Source organism: Streptomyces sp. NPDC096040 (assembly GCF_040303265.1).
Lineage (GTDB): Bacteria > Actinomycetota > Actinomycetes > Streptomycetales > Streptomycetaceae > Streptomyces.
Genome location: NZ_JBEOTA010000007.1, coordinates 232,701 through 249,237, shown reverse-complemented (window position 1 = coordinate 249,237; position 16,537 = coordinate 232,701). Strand labels below are relative to the sequence as shown.

Genomic DNA, 16,537 nt, shown 5'->3' with positions numbered 1-16,537 from the left:
AACCGCCCGGCCGCCTCCTTGGTGGCTCAGCCCGAGAAGCCGGCCACGTTGTCCTTGGTGACCACCTTCACCGGTACCTTGATCGTCGACTCGACCTTCTTGTCCTGGATGGCCTTGAGCGCGTTGTCCACGGCGATCTTCCCGAGCTGGCTCGGCTGCTGGGCGACCGACGCGTACAGCGTGCCGTTCTTGACCGCGGTCAGGCCGTCCGGGGTGCCGTCGAAGCCGACCACGGACACCGACGTGCCGGCCTTGGAGCCCAGCGCCTTGATCGCGCCGAGGGCCATCTCGTCGTTGGCGGCGATGACGCCCTGGACGTCGGGGTGGGCCTGGAGCAGGTTCGACATCACGTCGAGGCCCTTGGTGCGGTCGAAGTCGGCGGGCTGCTGGGCCACCACCTGGATCCCGGGGTAGGCCTTGAGGCCGTTGGCGAAGCCCTGCGCCCGCTCGCGGGCGGCGGAGGTGCCGGCCTGGCCCTGCAGGATCACGATCTTGCCGTGGCCGCCGAGCTTCCCGGCGACCGTCTTGGCGGCCAGCTCACCGCCGGTGACGTTGTCGGAGGCGATCAGGGCCTCGGTCTTGGCGTTGTTGACGCCCCGGTCGACGGCGACGACCGGGATGCCGGCCTTGTCGGCGGCCTTCACGGAGTTGCTCGCCGCGTCCGAGTCCACCGGGTTGACGATGATCGCGCCCAGTCCCGAAGTGGTGAAGTTCTGCAGTTGGTTGGCCTGCTGCGAGGCGTCGTTCTGGGCGTCCGTGACGGTCAGGTCCACGCCCAGCTTCCTGGCCTCGGCCTGGGCGCCGGAGCGGATCTGCACGAAGAACGGGTTGTTGAGGGTGGACAGGGACAGACCGATCTTCGGGTTGCTCGAGGAGGAGCCGGTGTGCAGGAGGGAGGTCGCGGCCACCAGCGCCACGGTGACGACCGCCGCGAGCGCGTAGGTCCCGGCCTGCTTGCCCTTGTTCCCGCCGGTTCCGGCGGCCAGGGGAGTCGCCCCGGCCTTGCGGCGCACGGTGTCGAGGAGCACCGCGAGCGCGATGACGACGCCGATGACCACCTGCTGCCAGAAAGCGGACACGTTGAGCAGGTTGAGCCCGTTGCGCAGCACCGCGAGGATCAGCGCGCCGATCAGCGTGCCGGACGCCTTGCCGGTGCCGCCGGCCAGGGAGGCACCGCCGATCACGACCGCGGCGATGGCGTCCAGTTCGTAGCCGTTGGCGGCCTGCGGCTGGGCGGAGGACAGCCGGGCGGCGAGCACGATGCCGGCGACGGCCGCGAACAGCCCGGACAGCGCGTAGATGGCGAGCTTCTGCTTGGACACCCGCAGTCCGGACAGCCGGGCGGCCTCCTCGTTGCCGCCGATCGCGTACATCGAGCGCCCGATGTACGTCCGGCCGAGGACGAAGGCGGCGATCAGCCCCATGGCGACCATGACCAGCACCGGTACCGGCAGCCAGCCGCCGAGCGTGTCGCCGAGATGCGAGACCGAGTCCGGGAAGGCGATCGGCGAGCCCCCGGAGATCACCAGCGCCAGACCCCGGCCCACCGAAAGCATCGCGAGCGTCGCGATGAACGGCGGCAGCTTGCCGTACGCGATGAGGAAGCCGTTGACGAGACCGGCCGCGACACCGGTCAGGACCGCCAGCACCACCGCTATGACGACCGGGACCCCGTGCTGGGTCGCGGTCCACGCCAGCACGGTGGCCGACAGGGCCGCCACCGAGCCGACCGACAGGTCGATGCCCGCCGCGACGATCACGAAGGTCGCGCCGAAGGCGAGGATGGCCGTCACGGCCGCCTGGACGCCGACGTTCAGCAGGTTGTCGGTGGTGAGGAAGTCGCCCGACAGCGCCGACATGGCGATGACGAGGACGATCAGCGCGGTGAGCGCGCCGTTGTCGAGGAGCAGCCGGCGGACCGCCGCGGCGCCGCCACCGGCGCCCGATGTGCTCTTGAGCGTGTCAGTGGCCACGAGCGGCCTCCTTGTCGGTTGTGGTGGGGTTGCTGACGGCGAGTGCCATCACGGAGTCCTGGGTGGCCTCGTCCGCGGCCAGTTCGCCCGCGATCCGCCCCTGGGCCATCACCAGCACCCGGTCGCTCATCCCGAGGACCTCGGGAAGATCGCTGGAGATCATCAGTACGGCGGCCCCGGCGGCCGTCAGCTCGTTGATCAGCTGGTAGATCTCGACCTTGGCGCCGACGTCGATACCGCGCGTCGGCTCGTCGAGGATCAGCACCTTGGTATCGGCGAGGAGCCACTTGCCGATGACGACCTTCTGCTGGTTGCCGCCGGAGAGCGTGCGCACATGCTGACCGAGCCCGGCCATCCGCACGCCCAGCTGCCCGGCGATCCGCTCGGCGGCGACATGCTGCGCCTTGAGGTCGACGATCCCGGCCCGGGTCGCCCGGCGCAGGGTCACAAGGCCGAGGTTCTCCTCCACGGAGGCGTCGAGGACCAGCCCCTGCCCCTTGCGGTCCTCGGGGACGAGCCCGATCCCGGCGGCCATGGCCGCGTTGACGTCGGACCGCCTGAGCACGCTTCCCGAGACCTTGACGGCTCCCTTGTCGTACGGATCGGCGCCGAACACCGCGCGCACGACCTCGGTACGGCCGGCGCCCACAAGGCCCGCGATGCCGACGACCTCACCGGCGTGCACCTCGAAGCTCACGTCGTGGAAGACGCCGTCCCGGGTGAGCCCTTCCACGGACAGCAGCGCGGCACCGGTCTCGGCCCGCTCGCGCGGGTACTGCTGCTCGATGGACCGCCCGACCATGAGCCGTACCAGCTCGTCCTCCGGGGTGTCGGCGGCCACCTGCCCGACCGACTTCCCGTCCCGGATGACGGTCACCCGGTCCCCGATCGCGGCGATCTCCTCCAGGTGGTGGGTGATGAAGACGATCCCGACCCCGTCCTCGCGCAGCTGCCGCACGATCGTGAAGAGCTTCTCCACCTCCTCCGAGGTGAGCACGGCGGTCGGCTCGTCCATGATGAGCACGCGCGCGTTCAGGCTGAGTGCCTTGGCGATCTCGACCATCTGGAGGCGGGCGATACCGAGTTCGCGCACCCGCGCGCGGGGCGACACGTTCACACCCACGCGCGCGAGCAGCACCTCCGCGTCGGCTTCCATCCTCTTCCGGTCGATCATCCCGAGGCGGCGCGGCTGCCGGCCCAGGAAGATGTTCTCGGCGACCGTGAGATCGGGTACGAGGTTGAACTCCTGGTAGATGGTGGCGATCCCGAGGCGCTCGGAGTCCTGCGCACCATGGATGCGCACCTCCTCGCCGCCGGCCAGGATCCGCCCCTCGTCGGGCGTGTAGGCGCCGGAGAGCATCTTGATGAGGGTGCTCTTGCCCGCGCCGTTCTCACCGAGGAGTACGTGCACCTCGCCCCGGCGCAGATCGAAGTCGACGCCGTCGAGCGCGACCACGCCTGGGAAGGACTTCCGTATGCCCTCGATACGCAGCAACTCTTCCGGGTCGCTCACGATGTGCTCCTTTGCACAGGGGTCTGGTTGTCGCCGGGGTTCGCGCCGCACGAGCGGCGTACGACGAGCCGGGCGGGGAGGGTGACGGACTGCGGAGGCCGCCCCTCGATACGGTCGATCAGTGCGCGTACGGCGGCACGCCCCAACTCGCCCGTCGGCTGGGCGATCGCGGTGACCGGCGGATCGGTGTGTACGAACCACCGGATGTCGTCGAACGCGGCGAGCGCGATGTCGTCCGGCACCCGCAGGCCGCGCGCGCGTACGGCGTCGAGTGCGCCGAGCGCCATCAGGTTGTCGGCGGCGAAGACGACCTCGGGCGGCTCGGGCAGGTCGAGGAACCCCTCGGTGACCCGCCGCCCGCTCTCGACCTGGAAGTCGCCCTGGCCTGTGTAGGCGTCGGGGAGGGGTACGCCGTACTCGGCGAGGGCCTCCCGGAAGGCCTGCACACGCTCACTGCCGGTGGTCGTGGCGGCAGGCCCCGCGATGATCGCGAGCCGCCGGTGCCCCAGCCCGTGCAGATGCGCGACCAGATCCCGTATGGCGGCCCGTCCGTCCGCCCGCACCACCGGCACGTCGACGCCGGGGATCCAGCGGTCGACGAACACCATCGGCGTCCCGCCGCGCGCCGCCTCCAGCATCAGCGGGGAGCCGCCGTCGGTGGGGGAGACGAGCAGTCCGTCGATACGGCGGTCGAGCAGCGTCCGTACGTGGTGGTCCTGCAGCTCGGGCCGCTCGTCTGCGTTGCCGATGATCACGCTGTAGCCGAGCGCGCGGGCCTCTTCCTCGACCGAGCGGGCCAGCTCCGTGAAGTACGGGTTGAGTACGTCGCTGATGACCAGGCCGAGGGTGCGGGTCTGGTCGGTGCGCAGCGAACGGGCGACGGCGTTCGGGCGGTAGCCCAGCGTCTCGACGGCGGCCAGCACACGGGCACGGGCGTCGGCGCTGACCGACGGATGGTCGTTCAGGACACGGGACACCGTGGCGACGGAAACGCCCGCCTCGGCGGCCACGTCCTTGATGCTCGCCATCGCCGCTCCACCTCCTCGTGGAACTCATGGAATCGATTACACGCACTGCGTACCGAGGATTGGAATCGATTACACGGGGGTGGGGCAAGGGGGTGGAGGTGGCCGAAATCGAATCGTGACTCTTGCCGGGCCGCCGGGCGGTGAGCCCCCACAGGCAAGGCGGGCAAGGTGAGCAGGGCGGAGCCGCAGGCTGAGTAGACGGCGCAGGTGGAGCAGATGGGGCCTCGAAGATGACCCGTAGCGAAGTGCGCGAAGGCGCGACCTTGTTGTTCGTCGCGCTTCTGGAGGTGTCCGTGATCATCGGCGGGAAGCTCTCCCTCGCCTGGGCGATCACGGTGGCCGCCGTGTACCTGTTCTTCCTGCTGGCCTACGTACGCGGCATCGTGCGCCGCCGCCGGGAGTCTCCGGCGCGCGGCTCGGCTACCGGTACTGGTCGCTTCAGCTGATGCGAGTCCCCGTGCCGCTGACGCGGACGCGCGGGTCACCCGCGTGCAGCGTCACCGTGAGTTCGCCGGGACGGCCCAGGTCCTCGCCCTGGTGCAGGGTGAGGACGGCGTCCTCGGCGACCAGGCCCAGCTCACGGGCGTACGCACCGAACGCGGCGGCAGCGGCACCGGTCGCCGGGTCCTCGACGACGCCCCCGACGGGGAACGGGTCGCGGACGTGGAACACGGTGGCCGACTCCCGCCACACCAACTGGAGCGTGGTCAGGTCCAGGCGGTGCATCAGGGCTTCGAGGCGTGCGAAGTCGTACGCCAGGTCCGCGAGGCGTGCCCGCGTCGCCGCCGCGAGAACGAGATGGCGGGCACCGGCGAACGCGATCCGGGGCGGGAAGTCCGGGTCGAGGTCGGCTTCCGGCCAGCGGAGCGCGGCGAGCGCCTCCGCGAGGTCGGCGTCGGCGATCTCCTCGACGTGCGGCTCGACGCTGGTGAGCGTGGCGGTGACCGTCCCGCCCGCCTCGGTCACCTCCACCGGCACGGTGCCGGCGCGCGTGGCGAACACCAGCTCTCCGGGGCCGATCCGCTCGGCGAGCGCGATCGCGGTCGCGATGGTGGCGTGCCCGCAGAACGGCACCTCGGCCTTCGGGCTGAAGTAACGGATGGTGTAGGCCCGTTCCTCCGAAGAGGCGGTCAGGAAAGCGGACTCCGAATACCCGAGGTCCGCGGCGACGGCCAGCATGCCGGCGTCGTCCAGGCCACTGGCGTCCAGTACGACACCGGCGGGGTTCCCACCCTCGGGGCGGCTGGAGAAAGCGGTGTATCGCAGTACCTCGGGGCGCGGCGCGTTCGTCGTCATGATCCCCCAACGCGGGGCGCTCTCACGGCTATTCCGGCTACGCCCCCGAACCGCCCGGCGTCCGCGCGAACTCGGGCTGGTCGAGCAGGCGCAGCCGGCTACCGTCGGACTGGCGCCTGACGACCTGCGCCCGCGCACCGGTCCCGTCCTTCGGCGGGGTCGACGTGAGGGCGATGTCGCCGCTGACCGACGTCGGCAGGGGTTGTTCCGGCTCGAAGCGAGGACCGCCCGCCAGCACCTTCTCCCACAGCGCGCGGATCGCCTCCCGCCCCACCGTCACCTCGCCGGGCGGGTAGGCCAGCACCGCGTCCTTTACAAGGTCGCCTTACATCGGCTTCGGCTTGAAGACCGCGAAGGCCGCGCCCTGGGGGTCGGCGACCACCGACATCCGGCCGGCCATCATCTCGAACGGCGGTGCGAGGACCGTTCCGTTCCGCTTGACCAGGGCGTCCACGGTGGAGTCGACGTCGTCCACCGCGAAGTACGTCAGCCAGTGCGGGACGCCGGGCCGGTCATCGCCGAGCCGGGTGGCGCCGCCGACGCCCTTGCCGCCGACGTTCAGCATCCAGTAGTTCCCCTCGGCGCCCTCCATCGGCTGGATCTCGATCCCGAAGACCTCGCCGTAGAAGCCGGTGGCGCCGGGTACGTCGCTGGTGTTCAGCTCGTTCCAGATCAGCGTGCCCGGCTCGTTGACCAGCCCGGCGCCGTGGAACTCGCCCGGCTGCCACACCCCGAACACGGCGCCCTGCGGGTCGGCGGCGATCAGCATCCGGCCCAGGGAGCCGACGTCCATCACCGGGGCCAGCAGGGTGCCGCCCGCCGAGACGATCGTGTCCTGGGTGGCCTGCGCGTCGGTGCTGGCCAGATAGGTGGTCCACACGGTCGGCGCCTCCGGCTGCCCCTCGGGCCCCATGGAAGGACCGATACCGGCCACCGGCTTGCCCCGCAGCGTGCAGACCGCGTACCCGCCGTACTCACCCGGGCCGGCCTCGCCCTGCCAGCCGAACAGGTCACGGTAGAAGTCCAGCGCGGCCTGCTGGTCCTGCGCCATCAGATCGACCCAGCACGGGGTGCCGGTCGGGTACGGAGTGGTGATCTCGGGCATCTCCAGCCTTCCTGCGCCTTGGGTCCCCCGCCGCCCACCTTCACCGCCCGGCGCCGATCCCGCCACCCGGGCGGCATGAAAAGAACCTCCTTGGCGGACGGGGTCCGCCAAGGAGGCCGATGCTCGGTTCTTCCGTGACGACTGCGGCGAGACGTCTGGTCCCGAACCGCGTTGTCGAGCGAAAGCGGGCCGGTCGTCAGTCGGGCGCCACTTCTGAGATCAGTTCGCGAACGCGCGTCTCGATCGTGTCGCGGATGGCTCGGACGGCCTCGACGCCTTGCCCGGCGGGGTCGTCGAGTTGCCAGTCGAGGTACCGCTTGCCGGGGAAGACGGGGCAGGCGTCGCCGCACCCCATGGTGATCACGACGTCGGACGCCTGGACGGCCTCCACGGTGAGGATCTTCGGGGTCTCGGCGGAGATGTCGATGCCGACCTCGCTCATCGCCTTGACCACGGCCGGGTTGACGGTGTCGGCGGGGGCCGAGCCGGCCGAGCGGACCTCGATGCGGTCGCCCGCGAGATGGGTGAGGAAGGCGGCGGCCATCTGGGAGCGGCCGGCGTTGTGGACGCAGACGAACAGCACCGACGGGCGCGAGGAAGAAGTGCTCATGGTGGGTGACTTCCGTGGGGCGTGATCAGGAGGAGACGGGTTCGGGTTTGCTGATCGCGGGGCGAGCCGGGGCGGCTTGCGCGCCGTGGACGGCGGTCACGGTGCCGAGCCCGAGCGCAGCGCCGAGCAGCTGGGCGGCGACGAACGGGGCGACGGAGACGGGTGCGATCCCGGCGAAGGTGTCGGTGAAGGCCCGGCCGACGGTCACCGCCGGGTTCGCGAACGAGGTGGAGGAGGTGAACCAGTAGGCGGCCCCGATGTAGGAGGCCACCGCGATCGGGGCGAGTGCGGCGCGGCCGATCCGGGCGAGGCCGAAGACCAGCAGGATCAACCCGGCCGTGGCGACGACCTCGCCCAGCCACAGGTGCCCGGCGGAGCGGTCATGGGTGGAGAACCTCACCAGCGGCTCGCCGAACATCGCGTCGGCCAGGACCGCGCCGCCGATCGCCCCCGCGATCTGGGCAGGCACATACGCAGCGACGTCCCGCGGTGTGAACCCGTCCGGGGCGTGGCGTTCGGTGAACCAGACGGCGAGGGTGACGGCCGGGTTGAAGTGCGCGCCGGAGACCGGACCGAACACAGTGATCAACACGCCCAGGCCGAACACGGTGGTGAGGGAGTTGGCGAGCAGTTGCACGCCGCCGTCGTGCGACAGCTCGGTGGCTTGGATGCCGGAGCCGACCACCACCGCCACCAGCAGCCCGGTCCCGATCACCTCCGCGGCGACGCGGCGGCCGAGCGGGGCTTTCACGCGTCGGCTCCGGCACTCCGCGGGGTGGTCAGAAACGCGGCAAGCCGGTCCAGTACGCCGGGCAGCACCCAGTAGTACACCCACGTGCCACGCCGCTCGCAGTCGATGAGTCCGGCCTGTCGCAGCTGCTTGAGGTGGTGGGAGATCGTCGGCTGGGACAGGTCGAAGGCCGGGGTCAGCTCGCACACGCAGACCTCGCCGCCTTCTTCACGCGAGGCGATCATCGACATCAGGCGCAGGCGGACGGGATCGCCCAGGGCCTTGAAGACCTTCGCCAGGTCGGCCGCCCGGTCCTCGTCCAGCGGCGCGGCGGACAGGCCCGGGCAGCAGGCGGCGTCCTGGCCGATCACCTCAAGTTCTTGCTTCGACATACCTCTATGTTGACGTTCTTCTATCCAGGGCGCAAGGTTGAATCAATGGACGTCAATACAAGCCGTTCCGGGGCCTTGCCGTGCCCCGCCACTGGGGAGTGAGTCATGAGCGAGCAGTCCACCGGCCTTCGGGAAACCGTTCGTCAGCGATACGCGGCGGCGGCAGTGAAGGTCAGCGAGGGTGGCACCGCCTGTTGCGGGACCGAGCCGGTCGAGGTCGACGAGAACTTCGGCTCGGCCCTGTACGCCGCCGACGAGCGCGAAGCTCTGCCCGCCGAGGCGGTCGCTGCCTCGCTCGGCTGCGGCAACCCCACCGCCGTCGCCGAACTCCGCGAGGGTGAGCGCGTCCTGGACCTCGGCTCCGGTGGCGGCATCGACGTCCTGCTGTCCGCCCGACGCGTCGGCCCTTCCGGCAAGGCGTACGGACTGGACATGACCGAGGAGATGCTCGCGCTGGCCCTGGCCAACGCGGGGAGGGCGGGCGCCACGAACGTCGAGTTCCTCAAGGGCACGATCGAGGCGATCCCGCTTCCCGCGAACGCGATCGACGTCGTCATCTCCAACTGCGTGATCAACCTGTCCGTCGACAAGCCCGCCGTCTTCGCCGAGACCTTCCGCGTCCTCAGGCCCGGCGGCCGCATCGGGGTGTCCGACGTCGTCGCCGACGACACTCTCACCCCCGAACAGCGCGCCGAACGCGGCGACTACGTCGGCTGCATCGCTGGAGCGCTGTCCTTCACCGAATACCGCGCGGGTCTGGAAGCGGCCGGCTTCACGGACATCGAGATCACCCCGACCCACCCGGTCGCCGACGGCATGCACTCCGCCGTCGTCCGCGCCGGCAAGCCGGCCACCGCCACCGCCACCGTCCCGGATCCCGTCGCGACGCCTGCGGTGGACGACTCCTGCTGCGGTGTCACCGCGTGCTGCACTCCGGCCGAGCAGACAACCGACCCGTCCACCACTGTCAGCGCGGCCAAGAGCGCCGCCGAATGCGCCTGCCGGAGCTGAGCTGACCTCTCACACCCGGCGGCAGCGCGTAGATCACCGCTGCCGGGGATGTCTCACTCGTGAGGGTCGAGACGTTCGCAGGCCTGCTCGTGGCTGCCCTGGGCGCGGCTGCGCGCCTACCGGAAGCCGAGGTGCGGATCGGTGCCGGTCAGCTCACCGCTGGCGGCCCACAGGCGGGCGGCGACGGCCGGGTCGGTCATATGGGAGAGGGCGGTCTCACGCCGTGGTGTGCCGCGCAGGCCGAAGACCCTCGGCCCCCACAGCTGCCCTCCCCGCACCTCCGGGTCGAGGACGGCACGGACGATGGGCCATGCCCCGGCGTCCTTGCCCTGCACCAAGAGCCCGGCGGGCAGGGCGCGCAGTCGCTCGCCGGGGGTTGTCACGTGCACCGGCGGGCGGGACGGGGTGAGGGAGTCCAGTGCGCCGCCGGGGTGGGCCACCACACTGAGCACCGTGCTGCCGACGGCGAGCAGGCGGCGATCGAGTTCGAAGCCGAAGCACATCTGCGCCAGCTTCGATCGGCCGTAGGTGCGCTTGGGCCGGTAGTCCCGGGTCGACTGCAGATCGTCCAGGTCCAGCCGCTCGGAGCGTGCCGCGAAACTTCCCACCGTCACGATGCGGCCCGCCGGCGCCGCGGACAGCAGGGGGGCCAGCCACTGGGTGAGTGCGAAGTGGCCGAGGTGGTTGATGCCGAACATCAGCTCGTGGCCGTCCTCGGTCTCTCGGCGAGGCGGGTCGTCGAACGCGACGCCTGCGTTGTGGACCACCGCGTCGAGGTGATCCAGGTCCAGCCTGTCCACGGCGGTCTTCAGGGACGGCAGGTCGGCGAGGTCCAGTTGAAGGTGCCGCACCTGCGCGCCGGGGACGCGCGAGCGGATCGAGGCCATGGCGGCGTCGGCCTTCGCGGCGTTCCGGCTGCCGAGCACGACGAGGGCGCCGGTGGCGGCGAGCTGCTCCGCGACGAAGTAGCCGATCCCGGCGTTACCCCCGGTGACCAGGAAGACCCTGCCCTCGGCGGACGGCAGCCGGTGAACGTTCCACGGCTGGCTCTGAGATGTGGAAGACACGATGAAAGGCTCCTTGCGCTCGGGGGCGGCGTGCTCACGGGGGAGCACCGACCCGCCCAAGGTCGCAACCTCCACCGACAGACCACCGACAGATCAAGGTCACCGCCGACAGACTTCCGACACTCCTCCGGAAGCCCGAAGAGAGGCACGGCGCCAGGAAATTCCCTGTTCGGTTGTAGGGACACGGTGATAGACAGCCCGGGTGGAGAAGGCTCTGGAGTTCCCGGACCTGCTGCGGCTGATCGACGAGCGGTCGGCCGCCTTCCGCGCCGCGGTCGCCGCCGCGCCAGCCTCGACGTGCAGGTGCCGAGCTGCCCCGACTGGACGTTGTTCGATCTGGTGCGGCACCAGGGTCAGGGGCGCCGCAAGTGGGCCTCCATCGCCGCCGCGGGGCCTGCCGACGCTCCCCCGGCCAAGTCCGTATGGGACGCCCCGGCTGCGCCCCAGGAGCGCGATGCCCTGCTGGACTGGTGGACCGCATCCGCGCAGCAGCTACTGGACGCGCTGCGGGAGGCCGGCCCGGATCGCGGTTGCTGGACGTGGTGGGGGACCTCGCAGTCGCCCCAGACCTGCGGTGCCGCCGCCCGGCACCAGCTCCAGGAGATCGCGATGCACACCTACGACGCCCAACTCACCCTGGGCGAACCGCAGTCACTGCCGGACGAGGTGGCACTCGACGGTGTCGACGAGTTCCTGTCCACCTGCTGCGCGACGACGGACGCCTGGCCGCACGAGCCCGCCACCGTCGACTACCACGCCACCGAGGGCCGCTCCTGGCGCCTCTGGCTCTCCGCCGACGGCGCCCGCACCGCCTCCCTCCCCGAGACCGGCACGATGCCCCACGCCGACGCCTCCCTCCGGGGCACGGCCGGCGAGCTGGTCCAGGCCCTGTACGGCCGTATCCCGGTGGACTCCCTGAAGCTCGACGGCGACCGCCGTATCTTCGACCTGCTCCTGGCCTGGGACCCGGAGTAGGACCTGACGCTGGCCACCGGGGAGGGGCAAGTAGTGGGGCAGGTAGTGGTGAGACACACCGCGCGGCTGGGAGTCGGAGCCGCCGTGATCGCCGTCGTGGTGACGGCCTCGGCGTGCGGCGGCGGCTCCACGCCCGGAGCGTGCGGCGGCGTCGGTGTCACGTCCGGGGTCGGCGTGATGTTCCTCCACCGGGGCTACACCGACCTCGTGGGTGCCTCCTACGAGCTGTGCGCACGCGGCAAGTGCGTCAAGGGGGAGCTCAAGCAGGAAGCCATCACGCGGGTGAGCCTCCCCCTCCCCACCGACGTCGACCCTGACAGCGGCACGGTCCGCTTCCGGGTCACCCCGAAGGGAAGCCGCAGCCCCGAGATCGACGCCGCCACCGACGTGGAGCTCACACACCAGTCCGACGGCTGCGGTGGCGGCGCCTACAACCGGTGGCTCGCCTTCACCAAGGAAGGCGGCCTGACGACGAAGATCCCGGCAAGTGTGACGGCCGCCTGGCGCGAGCACCTCAATTCAATGACCTCGCCCTGAGGCCTGGCTACGCCGCGGCCAGTTCGAACCACACGTACTTGCCCCGGTTGCCGAATCTGGACAGCGGCTGCCAGCCCCACAGATCCGAGCATGCCCGCACCAACGCCAGCCCCCGCCCCTCCTCCAGCTCCCCGAGCCCCTCCAACGGAACGGGCGGCTCGGGCGGTTCGGGGTCCGCGTCCCACGCGCCGATCCGCAGGGTGCCGGGAGGTGACCAGCGAACCCGTAGGGCGGCGGGGCCCTTCGTATGCCGTACGGCGTTGGAGACCAGCTCGGTCGCGAGCAACTCGGCGACCTCGAGGAAGCGGACGAGTCCGTGCGCGGTGAGGACCAGCCGGAGGGTGTGACGGCTGACGGTGACGGCACGGAGGTCGTTGGGGATGGTGAGCGTGTACTCCCAGGCTTCGGGCATGCGTCATCAACTCCGGTGCTGGTGGGGGAATTTCACGCGCGGTGGCATTGCCGCAGCCGTCATGGCAGGAGGGAGCGGTGCACTTCCGCTGCGTGTGCGTTGCGTCACCGACGGTAGACCTATGTTTTTAAGTTTCGCAAGCCGGTCGCGTAACCTGACCCCGAACGGGTTGCGTACTCAGGTGTGTTGGGAGAGCCGTGCGATGGTGTTGAGACAGCAGCCAACGGCGCGTCAGATGCGGCTGGCGGTCGAGTTGCGCAGGCTTCGCGAAGCGGCAGGCCTCACGGCCCGTGAGGCGGCGGCTCTGCTCGGGGTGGGTTCCGCTCAGATCAGTCAGATCGAGGCCGGGCTCACGGGTGTGAGCGAGAAGCGACTGCGCCGACTCGCGGTCCACTACATGTGCACGGACGAGGAATTGGTCGACGCCTTGGTGGCGATGGCTACTGACCGGACCAAGGGCTGGTGGGAGGAGTATCGGGGGCAGTTGCCCACCTCGTTTCTCGACCTCTCCGAGTTGGATCACAATGGTTCATTCCGGCACGAGGTGGCCATCCTGTATGTGCCGGGCCTGCTGCAGACCGAGGGCTACGCGCGCGCAGTCTTCTCTGCCAGGCTGCCTGAACCAACCCCTGATGAACTTGAGTTGCGTGTCCGCCACCGCATGCGGCGTCAGCAGATCACCATCCCGTACAAGTTGGTGATGCATGAGTCGGCCCTGCGCATCAGGGTCGGTGACCGTGCTGTATCCCGAGCTCAACTCGTGCAACTCGCTGAGTTCTCGGAAGCTGATCACATCACCTTGCGTGTCATCCCCTTCGACCTGGATGGCTTCGCCACGGCTTCAAGCACCATGACCTATGTTGGCGGCCCCGTGCCCAAGCTGGACACGGTCGTGCGCGACGCGCCCCATGGCTCACTCTTTATCGATTCCGAGGCTCAGCTCAACGTCTATCGAACGCGCTTCCGTAGGGTCGAGGCTGTATCACTCAAGCCCGATCGGTCGCGTGACTTCATCCACAAGCTGGCGAAGGAGCTGTGAGGCACCCCATGGACACTTGGCGAAAGTCGTCGTACTCCGGCGAAGGTGACGGCAATGACTGCGTGGAGATCGCCACCAGCCCAACCCGTATCGCCATCCGCGACTCCAAAACCCCCACCCGAGCCACCCTCACCTTCCCCACCCCCGCCTTCACCACCTTCCTCGACGCTCTGAAGGCGGCCTCCCACCACCGGGCCGGGTAGGTAAACAGGGGGGAGGACCCCTGTCGGCGCCCGAGCGTCAGGTGGGCCCTGGCTGGAGAGGCGGCCCTGGCTACGGCCGACTCGCACCCGCAGGTCCTTTCCCCCGCCCGCCTCCACTGTCACACCCCACCGGTACCGTCGGTTCATGGCTCAGCAGACGGGGACCCCCACCGGCGAACGACGACTCGCCACCGTCGAAGGCGTGCTCGAACGCATCACCTACGCCAATGAGGAGAACGGGTACACGGTCGCCCGTGTCGACACCGGCAGAGGCGCCGGTGACCTCCTCACCGTCGTCGGCGCGCTGCTCGGCGCCCAGGTGGGGGAGTCGCTGCGGATGGAGGGGCGGTGGGGGTCGCATCCCCAGTACGGCAAGCAGTTCACCGTCGAGAACTACACGACCGTGCTGCCGGCCACCGTCCAGGGCATCCGGCGTTACCTCGGCTCGGGTCTCGTCAAGGGCATCGGGCCGGTCTTCGCCGATCGGATCACCCAGCACTTCGGCATGGACACCCTCCGGATCATCGAGGAGGAGCCGAAGCGGCTGATCGAGGTCCCCGGCCTCGGTCCCAAGCGCACCAAGAAGATCGCCGACGCCTGGGAGGAGCAGAAGGCGATCAAGGAGGTGATGCTGTTCCTGCAGACCGTCGAGGTGTCCACGTCCATTGCGGTCCGCATCTACAAGAAGTACGGGGACGCCTCGATCTCCGTCGTGAAGAACCAGCCCTACCGGCTCGCCGCCGACGTGTGGGGCATCGGGTTCCTCACCGCCGACAAGATCGCCCAGTCCGTCGGGATTCCCCATGACAGTCCGGAGCGGGTCAAGGCGGGGCTGCAGTACGCCCTGTCCCAGTCCGCCGACCAGGGGCACTGCTATCTCCCCGAGGAGCGGCTGATCGCGGACGCGGTCAAGCTGCTCCAGGTCGACACCGGCCTGGTCATCGACTGCCTCGCCGAGCTGGCCGCACCGCCCGAGGAGGGGGAGGACCCGGGTGTCGTACGGGAGAAGCTGCCCGGGCCCACCCCCGACGCCGAACCTGTCACCGCCGTCTACCTCGTTCCCTTCCATCGGGCCGAAGTGGCGCTCGCCTCACAGCTGTTGCGGCTGCTCCGGACCGGCGACGACCGTATGCCGTCGTTCCGGAACGTCGCCTGGGACAAGGCGCTCGCCTGGCTGAAGGACCGGACCGGCGCCGACCTCGCCCCCGAGCAGGAGGCCGCCGTCAGGCTCGCGCTGACCGAGAAGGTCGCCGTGCTGACCGGCGGCCCTGGCTGCGGCAAGTCGTTCACCGTCAGGTCGATCGTGGAGCTGGCCCGGGCCAGGCGGGCCAAGGTGGTGCTCGCCGCCCCCACCGGCCGTGCCGCCAAGCGGCTCGCCGAGCTGACCGGCGCCGAGGCCTCCACCGTGCACCGCCTGCTGGAGCTGAAGCCCGGGGGTGACGCGGCCTACGACCGGGACCGGCCGCTCGATGCCGACCTGGTCGTGGTCGACGAGGCGTCGATGCTCGATCTCCTCCTCGCCAACAAGCTGGTGAAGGCCGTACCTCCCGGTGCGCACCTGCTCTTCGTCGGGGACGTCGACCAGTTGCCCAGCGTTGGGGCGGGGGAGGTGCTCCGCGATCTGCTCGCCGAGGACAGCCCCGTCCCCGCCGTCCGTCTCACCCGGGTCTTCCGGCAGGCCCAGCAGTCGGGGGTGGTGACCAACGCGCACCGGATCAACGCGGGGCAGCACCCGGTCACCGACGGCATGAAGGACTTCTTCCTCTTCGTGGAAGACGAGACCGAGGAGGCGGGGCGGCTCACCGTCGACGTCGCCGCCCGTCGGATTCCGGCCAAGTTCGGGCTCGATCCCCGGCGGGATGTGCAGGTGCTCGCGCCCATGCACCGGGGGCCGGCGGGAGCGGGCGTGCTCAACGGGCTCCTTCAGCAGGCCATCACGCCCGGCCGGCCCGACCTCGCCGAGAAGCGGTTGGGCGGGCGGGTCTTCCGGGTCGGCGACAAGGTCACCCAGATTCGCAACAACTACGAGAAGGGCGAGAACGGGGTCTTCAACGGCACCGTGGGCGTGGTCACCTCGCTCGACCCGGTCGACCAGCGCCTCACGGTGCTGACCGACGAGGACGAGGAGGTTCCGTACGAGTTCGACGAACTGGACGAACTGGCCCATGCCTACGCGGTGACCATCCACCGTTCGCAGGGAAGTGAATATCCCGCCGTGGTGATCCCGGTCACCACCGGAGCCTGGATGATGCTCCAACGGAATCTCATCTACACGGCGGTCACCCGGGCCAAGCAGCTGGTCGTTCTCGTCGGTTCACGCAAGGCGATCGGTCAGGCGGTGCGCACGGTGTCGGCCGGTCGGCGCTGTACGGCACTGGACTTCCGGCTCCGCGACGGCTCCGCGACGGCCTATAGGCGGGCCGTGGAGGACTCCTCCAGGTCCATCACAAAAAATGATCGATCAAATGAGTCGTGAAGGTCACAGAGCACTTCCAGATGGGGAAACAACGGGGCAGGATGAGCGGGTTGGCGGCACTGAGTGCCGCCGATGGGCCTAATGGTCGACCCCGAGTGCACTCTCCTGAGCCAAATGGGGGATGGTAGAGACAGTCAGGGCACCTCGAAGATGAGGCACTACGTCGGTGA

At 69.9% G+C, this 16,537-nt stretch carries 16 protein-coding genes and 2 pseudogenes; 7 read left to right on the top strand and 11 right to left on the bottom strand.

Features of this window, described 5'->3' with window-relative positions; genetic code table 11:
- Window positions 1–26: 26 nt before the first annotated feature.
- From ABTY98_RS11715 to ABTY98_RS11705, 3 genes are read right to left on the bottom strand one after another with little or no spacing between them, the layout of a single operon-like run.
- A complete protein-coding gene (locus ABTY98_RS11715; RefSeq protein WP_352220700.1) occupies window positions 27–1,973 on the bottom strand; it encodes an ABC transporter permease/substrate-binding protein in 1,947 nt (648 codons plus the stop codon).
- Window positions 1,963–3,486, bottom strand: coding sequence for a sugar ABC transporter ATP-binding protein (locus tag ABTY98_RS11710; protein ID WP_352220699.1), 1,524 nt, complete (start codon window positions 3,484–3,486; stop codon window positions 1,963–1,965). The genes ABTY98_RS11715 and ABTY98_RS11710 overlap by 11 nt, the downstream gene beginning before the upstream one ends.
- Window positions 3,483–4,514 carry a LacI family DNA-binding transcriptional regulator gene (locus ABTY98_RS11705; protein WP_352220698.1) on the bottom strand — a complete coding sequence of 344 codons (1,032 nt, stop codon included), beginning with the start codon at window positions 4,512–4,514 and terminating at the stop codon, window positions 3,483–3,485. The genes ABTY98_RS11710 and ABTY98_RS11705 overlap by 4 nt, the downstream gene beginning before the upstream one ends.
- 230 nt (window positions 4,515–4,744) lie before the next feature.
- Here ABTY98_RS11705 and ABTY98_RS11700 point away from each other — a divergent pair, with 230 nt between their 5' ends.
- Window positions 4,745–4,960 (top strand): hypothetical protein, encoded by a 216-nt coding sequence (locus tag ABTY98_RS11700; protein ID WP_352220697.1) that lies wholly within the window; start codon window positions 4,745–4,747, stop codon window positions 4,958–4,960.
- Here the strand turns inward: ABTY98_RS11700 and ABTY98_RS11695 are convergent.
- The 6 genes and pseudogenes from ABTY98_RS11695 to ABTY98_RS11670 form a co-directional block, all read right to left on the bottom strand.
- Complete coding sequence (locus ABTY98_RS11695) at window positions 4,953–5,810, bottom strand: PhzF family phenazine biosynthesis protein (RefSeq protein WP_352220696.1); 858 nt, start codon at window positions 5,808–5,810, stop codon at window positions 4,953–4,955. The genes ABTY98_RS11700 and ABTY98_RS11695 overlap by 8 nt on opposite strands.
- Window positions 5,811–5,847: 37 nt before the next feature.
- Window positions 5,848–6,123: pseudogene (locus ABTY98_RS11690) on the bottom strand (YybH family protein); the annotation flags it as partial.
- A 12-nt stretch (window positions 6,124–6,135) separates the two neighbouring features.
- Window positions 6,136–6,915 (bottom strand): VOC family protein, encoded by a 780-nt coding sequence (locus ABTY98_RS11685; protein WP_352220695.1) that lies wholly within the window; start codon window positions 6,913–6,915, stop codon window positions 6,136–6,138.
- Window positions 6,916–7,111: 196 nt separating this feature from the next.
- Window positions 7,112–7,525, bottom strand: coding sequence for an arsenate reductase ArsC (locus ABTY98_RS11680; protein ID WP_352220694.1), 414 nt, complete (start codon window positions 7,523–7,525; stop codon window positions 7,112–7,114).
- A gap of 25 nt (window positions 7,526–7,550) precedes the next feature.
- Complete coding sequence (locus ABTY98_RS11675) at window positions 7,551–8,276, bottom strand: MIP/aquaporin family protein (RefSeq protein WP_352220693.1); 726 nt, start codon at window positions 8,274–8,276, stop codon at window positions 7,551–7,553.
- Window positions 8,273–8,647, bottom strand: a complete 375-nt coding sequence (locus tag ABTY98_RS11670; RefSeq protein WP_352220692.1) for an ArsR/SmtB family transcription factor — start codon at window positions 8,645–8,647, stop codon at window positions 8,273–8,275. Before ABTY98_RS11670 ends, ABTY98_RS11675 begins: the two co-directional genes overlap by 4 nt.
- A gap of 105 nt (window positions 8,648–8,752) precedes the next feature.
- On the opposite strand from ABTY98_RS11670, the gene arsM reads away from it, so the two are divergent.
- Window positions 8,753–9,658: an arsenite methyltransferase gene (arsM, locus tag ABTY98_RS11665; protein ID WP_352220691.1), complete on the top strand. Its 906-nt coding sequence runs from the start codon at window positions 8,753–8,755 to the stop codon at window positions 9,656–9,658.
- Window positions 9,659–9,774: 116 nt separating this feature from the next.
- Here arsM and ABTY98_RS11660 read toward each other — a convergent pair whose 3' ends face one another.
- A complete protein-coding gene (locus tag ABTY98_RS11660) occupies window positions 9,775–10,725 on the bottom strand; it encodes an SDR family NAD(P)-dependent oxidoreductase (protein ID WP_352220690.1) in 951 nt (316 codons plus the stop codon).
- 202 nt (window positions 10,726–10,927) lie between these two features.
- Here ABTY98_RS11660 and ABTY98_RS11655 point away from each other — a divergent pair.
- Together ABTY98_RS11655 and ABTY98_RS11650 are read left to right on the top strand one after the other, a co-directional pair.
- A pseudogene (locus ABTY98_RS11655) lies at window positions 10,928–11,700 on the top strand (maleylpyruvate isomerase family mycothiol-dependent enzyme).
- A gap of 48 nt (window positions 11,701–11,748) precedes the next feature.
- Entirely contained in the window at window positions 11,749–12,237 is a 489-nt protein-coding gene (locus ABTY98_RS11650) for a hypothetical protein (RefSeq protein WP_352220689.1), read from the top strand.
- 7 nt (window positions 12,238–12,244) lie between these two features.
- Here ABTY98_RS11650 and ABTY98_RS11645 read toward each other — a convergent pair whose 3' ends face one another.
- Window positions 12,245–12,649, bottom strand: a complete 405-nt coding sequence (locus tag ABTY98_RS11645) for an ATP-binding protein (protein WP_352220688.1) — start codon at window positions 12,647–12,649, stop codon at window positions 12,245–12,247.
- Between the two features lie 202 nt (window positions 12,650–12,851).
- Here ABTY98_RS11645 and ABTY98_RS11640 point away from each other — a divergent pair, with 202 nt between their 5' ends.
- From ABTY98_RS11640 to recD2, 3 genes are all read left to right on the top strand, one after another.
- Window positions 12,852–13,688, top strand: coding sequence for a helix-turn-helix domain-containing protein (locus ABTY98_RS11640; RefSeq protein ID WP_352220687.1), 837 nt, complete (start codon window positions 12,852–12,854; stop codon window positions 13,686–13,688).
- 8 nt (window positions 13,689–13,696) lie between these two features.
- Entirely contained in the window at window positions 13,697–13,891 is a 195-nt protein-coding gene (locus ABTY98_RS11635; protein WP_352220686.1) for a DUF397 domain-containing protein, read from the top strand.
- A gap of 145 nt (window positions 13,892–14,036) precedes the next feature.
- On the top strand, window positions 14,037–16,367 hold the full coding sequence (gene recD2, locus ABTY98_RS11630; protein WP_352220685.1) for an SF1B family DNA helicase RecD2: 2,331 nt from the start codon (window positions 14,037–14,039) through the stop codon (window positions 16,365–16,367).
- The last annotated feature ends 170 nt before the right edge of the window (window positions 16,368–16,537 follow it).

Coding starts and splice junctions, on each gene's coding strand:
- ABTY98_RS11705 (WP_352220698.1), bottom strand. CDS start 4,514: ATGGCGAGCATCAAGGACGTGGCCGCCGAGGCGGGCGTTTCCGTCGCC.
- ABTY98_RS11700 (WP_352220697.1), top strand. CDS start 4,745: ATGACCCGTAGCGAAGTGCGCGAAGGCGCGACCTTGTTGTTCGTCGCG.
- ABTY98_RS11695 (WP_352220696.1), bottom strand. CDS start 5,810: ATGACGACGAACGCGCCGCGCCCCGAGGTACTGCGATACACCGCTTTC.
- ABTY98_RS11685 (WP_352220695.1), bottom strand. CDS start 6,915: ATGCCCGAGATCACCACTCCGTACCCGACCGGCACCCCGTGCTGGGTC.
- ABTY98_RS11680 (WP_352220694.1), bottom strand. CDS start 7,525: ATGAGCACTTCTTCCTCGCGCCCGTCGGTGCTGTTCGTCTGCGTCCAC.
- ABTY98_RS11670 (WP_352220692.1), bottom strand. CDS start 8,647: ATGTCGAAGCAAGAACTTGAGGTGATCGGCCAGGACGCCGCCTGCTGC.
- arsM (WP_352220691.1), top strand. CDS start 8,753: ATGAGCGAGCAGTCCACCGGCCTTCGGGAAACCGTTCGTCAGCGATAC.
- ABTY98_RS11645 (WP_352220688.1), bottom strand. CDS start 12,649: ATGCCCGAAGCCTGGGAGTACACGCTCACCATCCCCAACGACCTCCGT.
- ABTY98_RS11640 (WP_352220687.1), top strand. CDS start 12,852: ATGGTGTTGAGACAGCAGCCAACGGCGCGTCAGATGCGGCTGGCGGTC.
- ABTY98_RS11635 (WP_352220686.1), top strand. CDS start 13,697: ATGGACACTTGGCGAAAGTCGTCGTACTCCGGCGAAGGTGACGGCAAT.
- recD2 (WP_352220685.1), top strand. CDS start 14,037: ATGGCTCAGCAGACGGGGACCCCCACCGGCGAACGACGACTCGCCACC.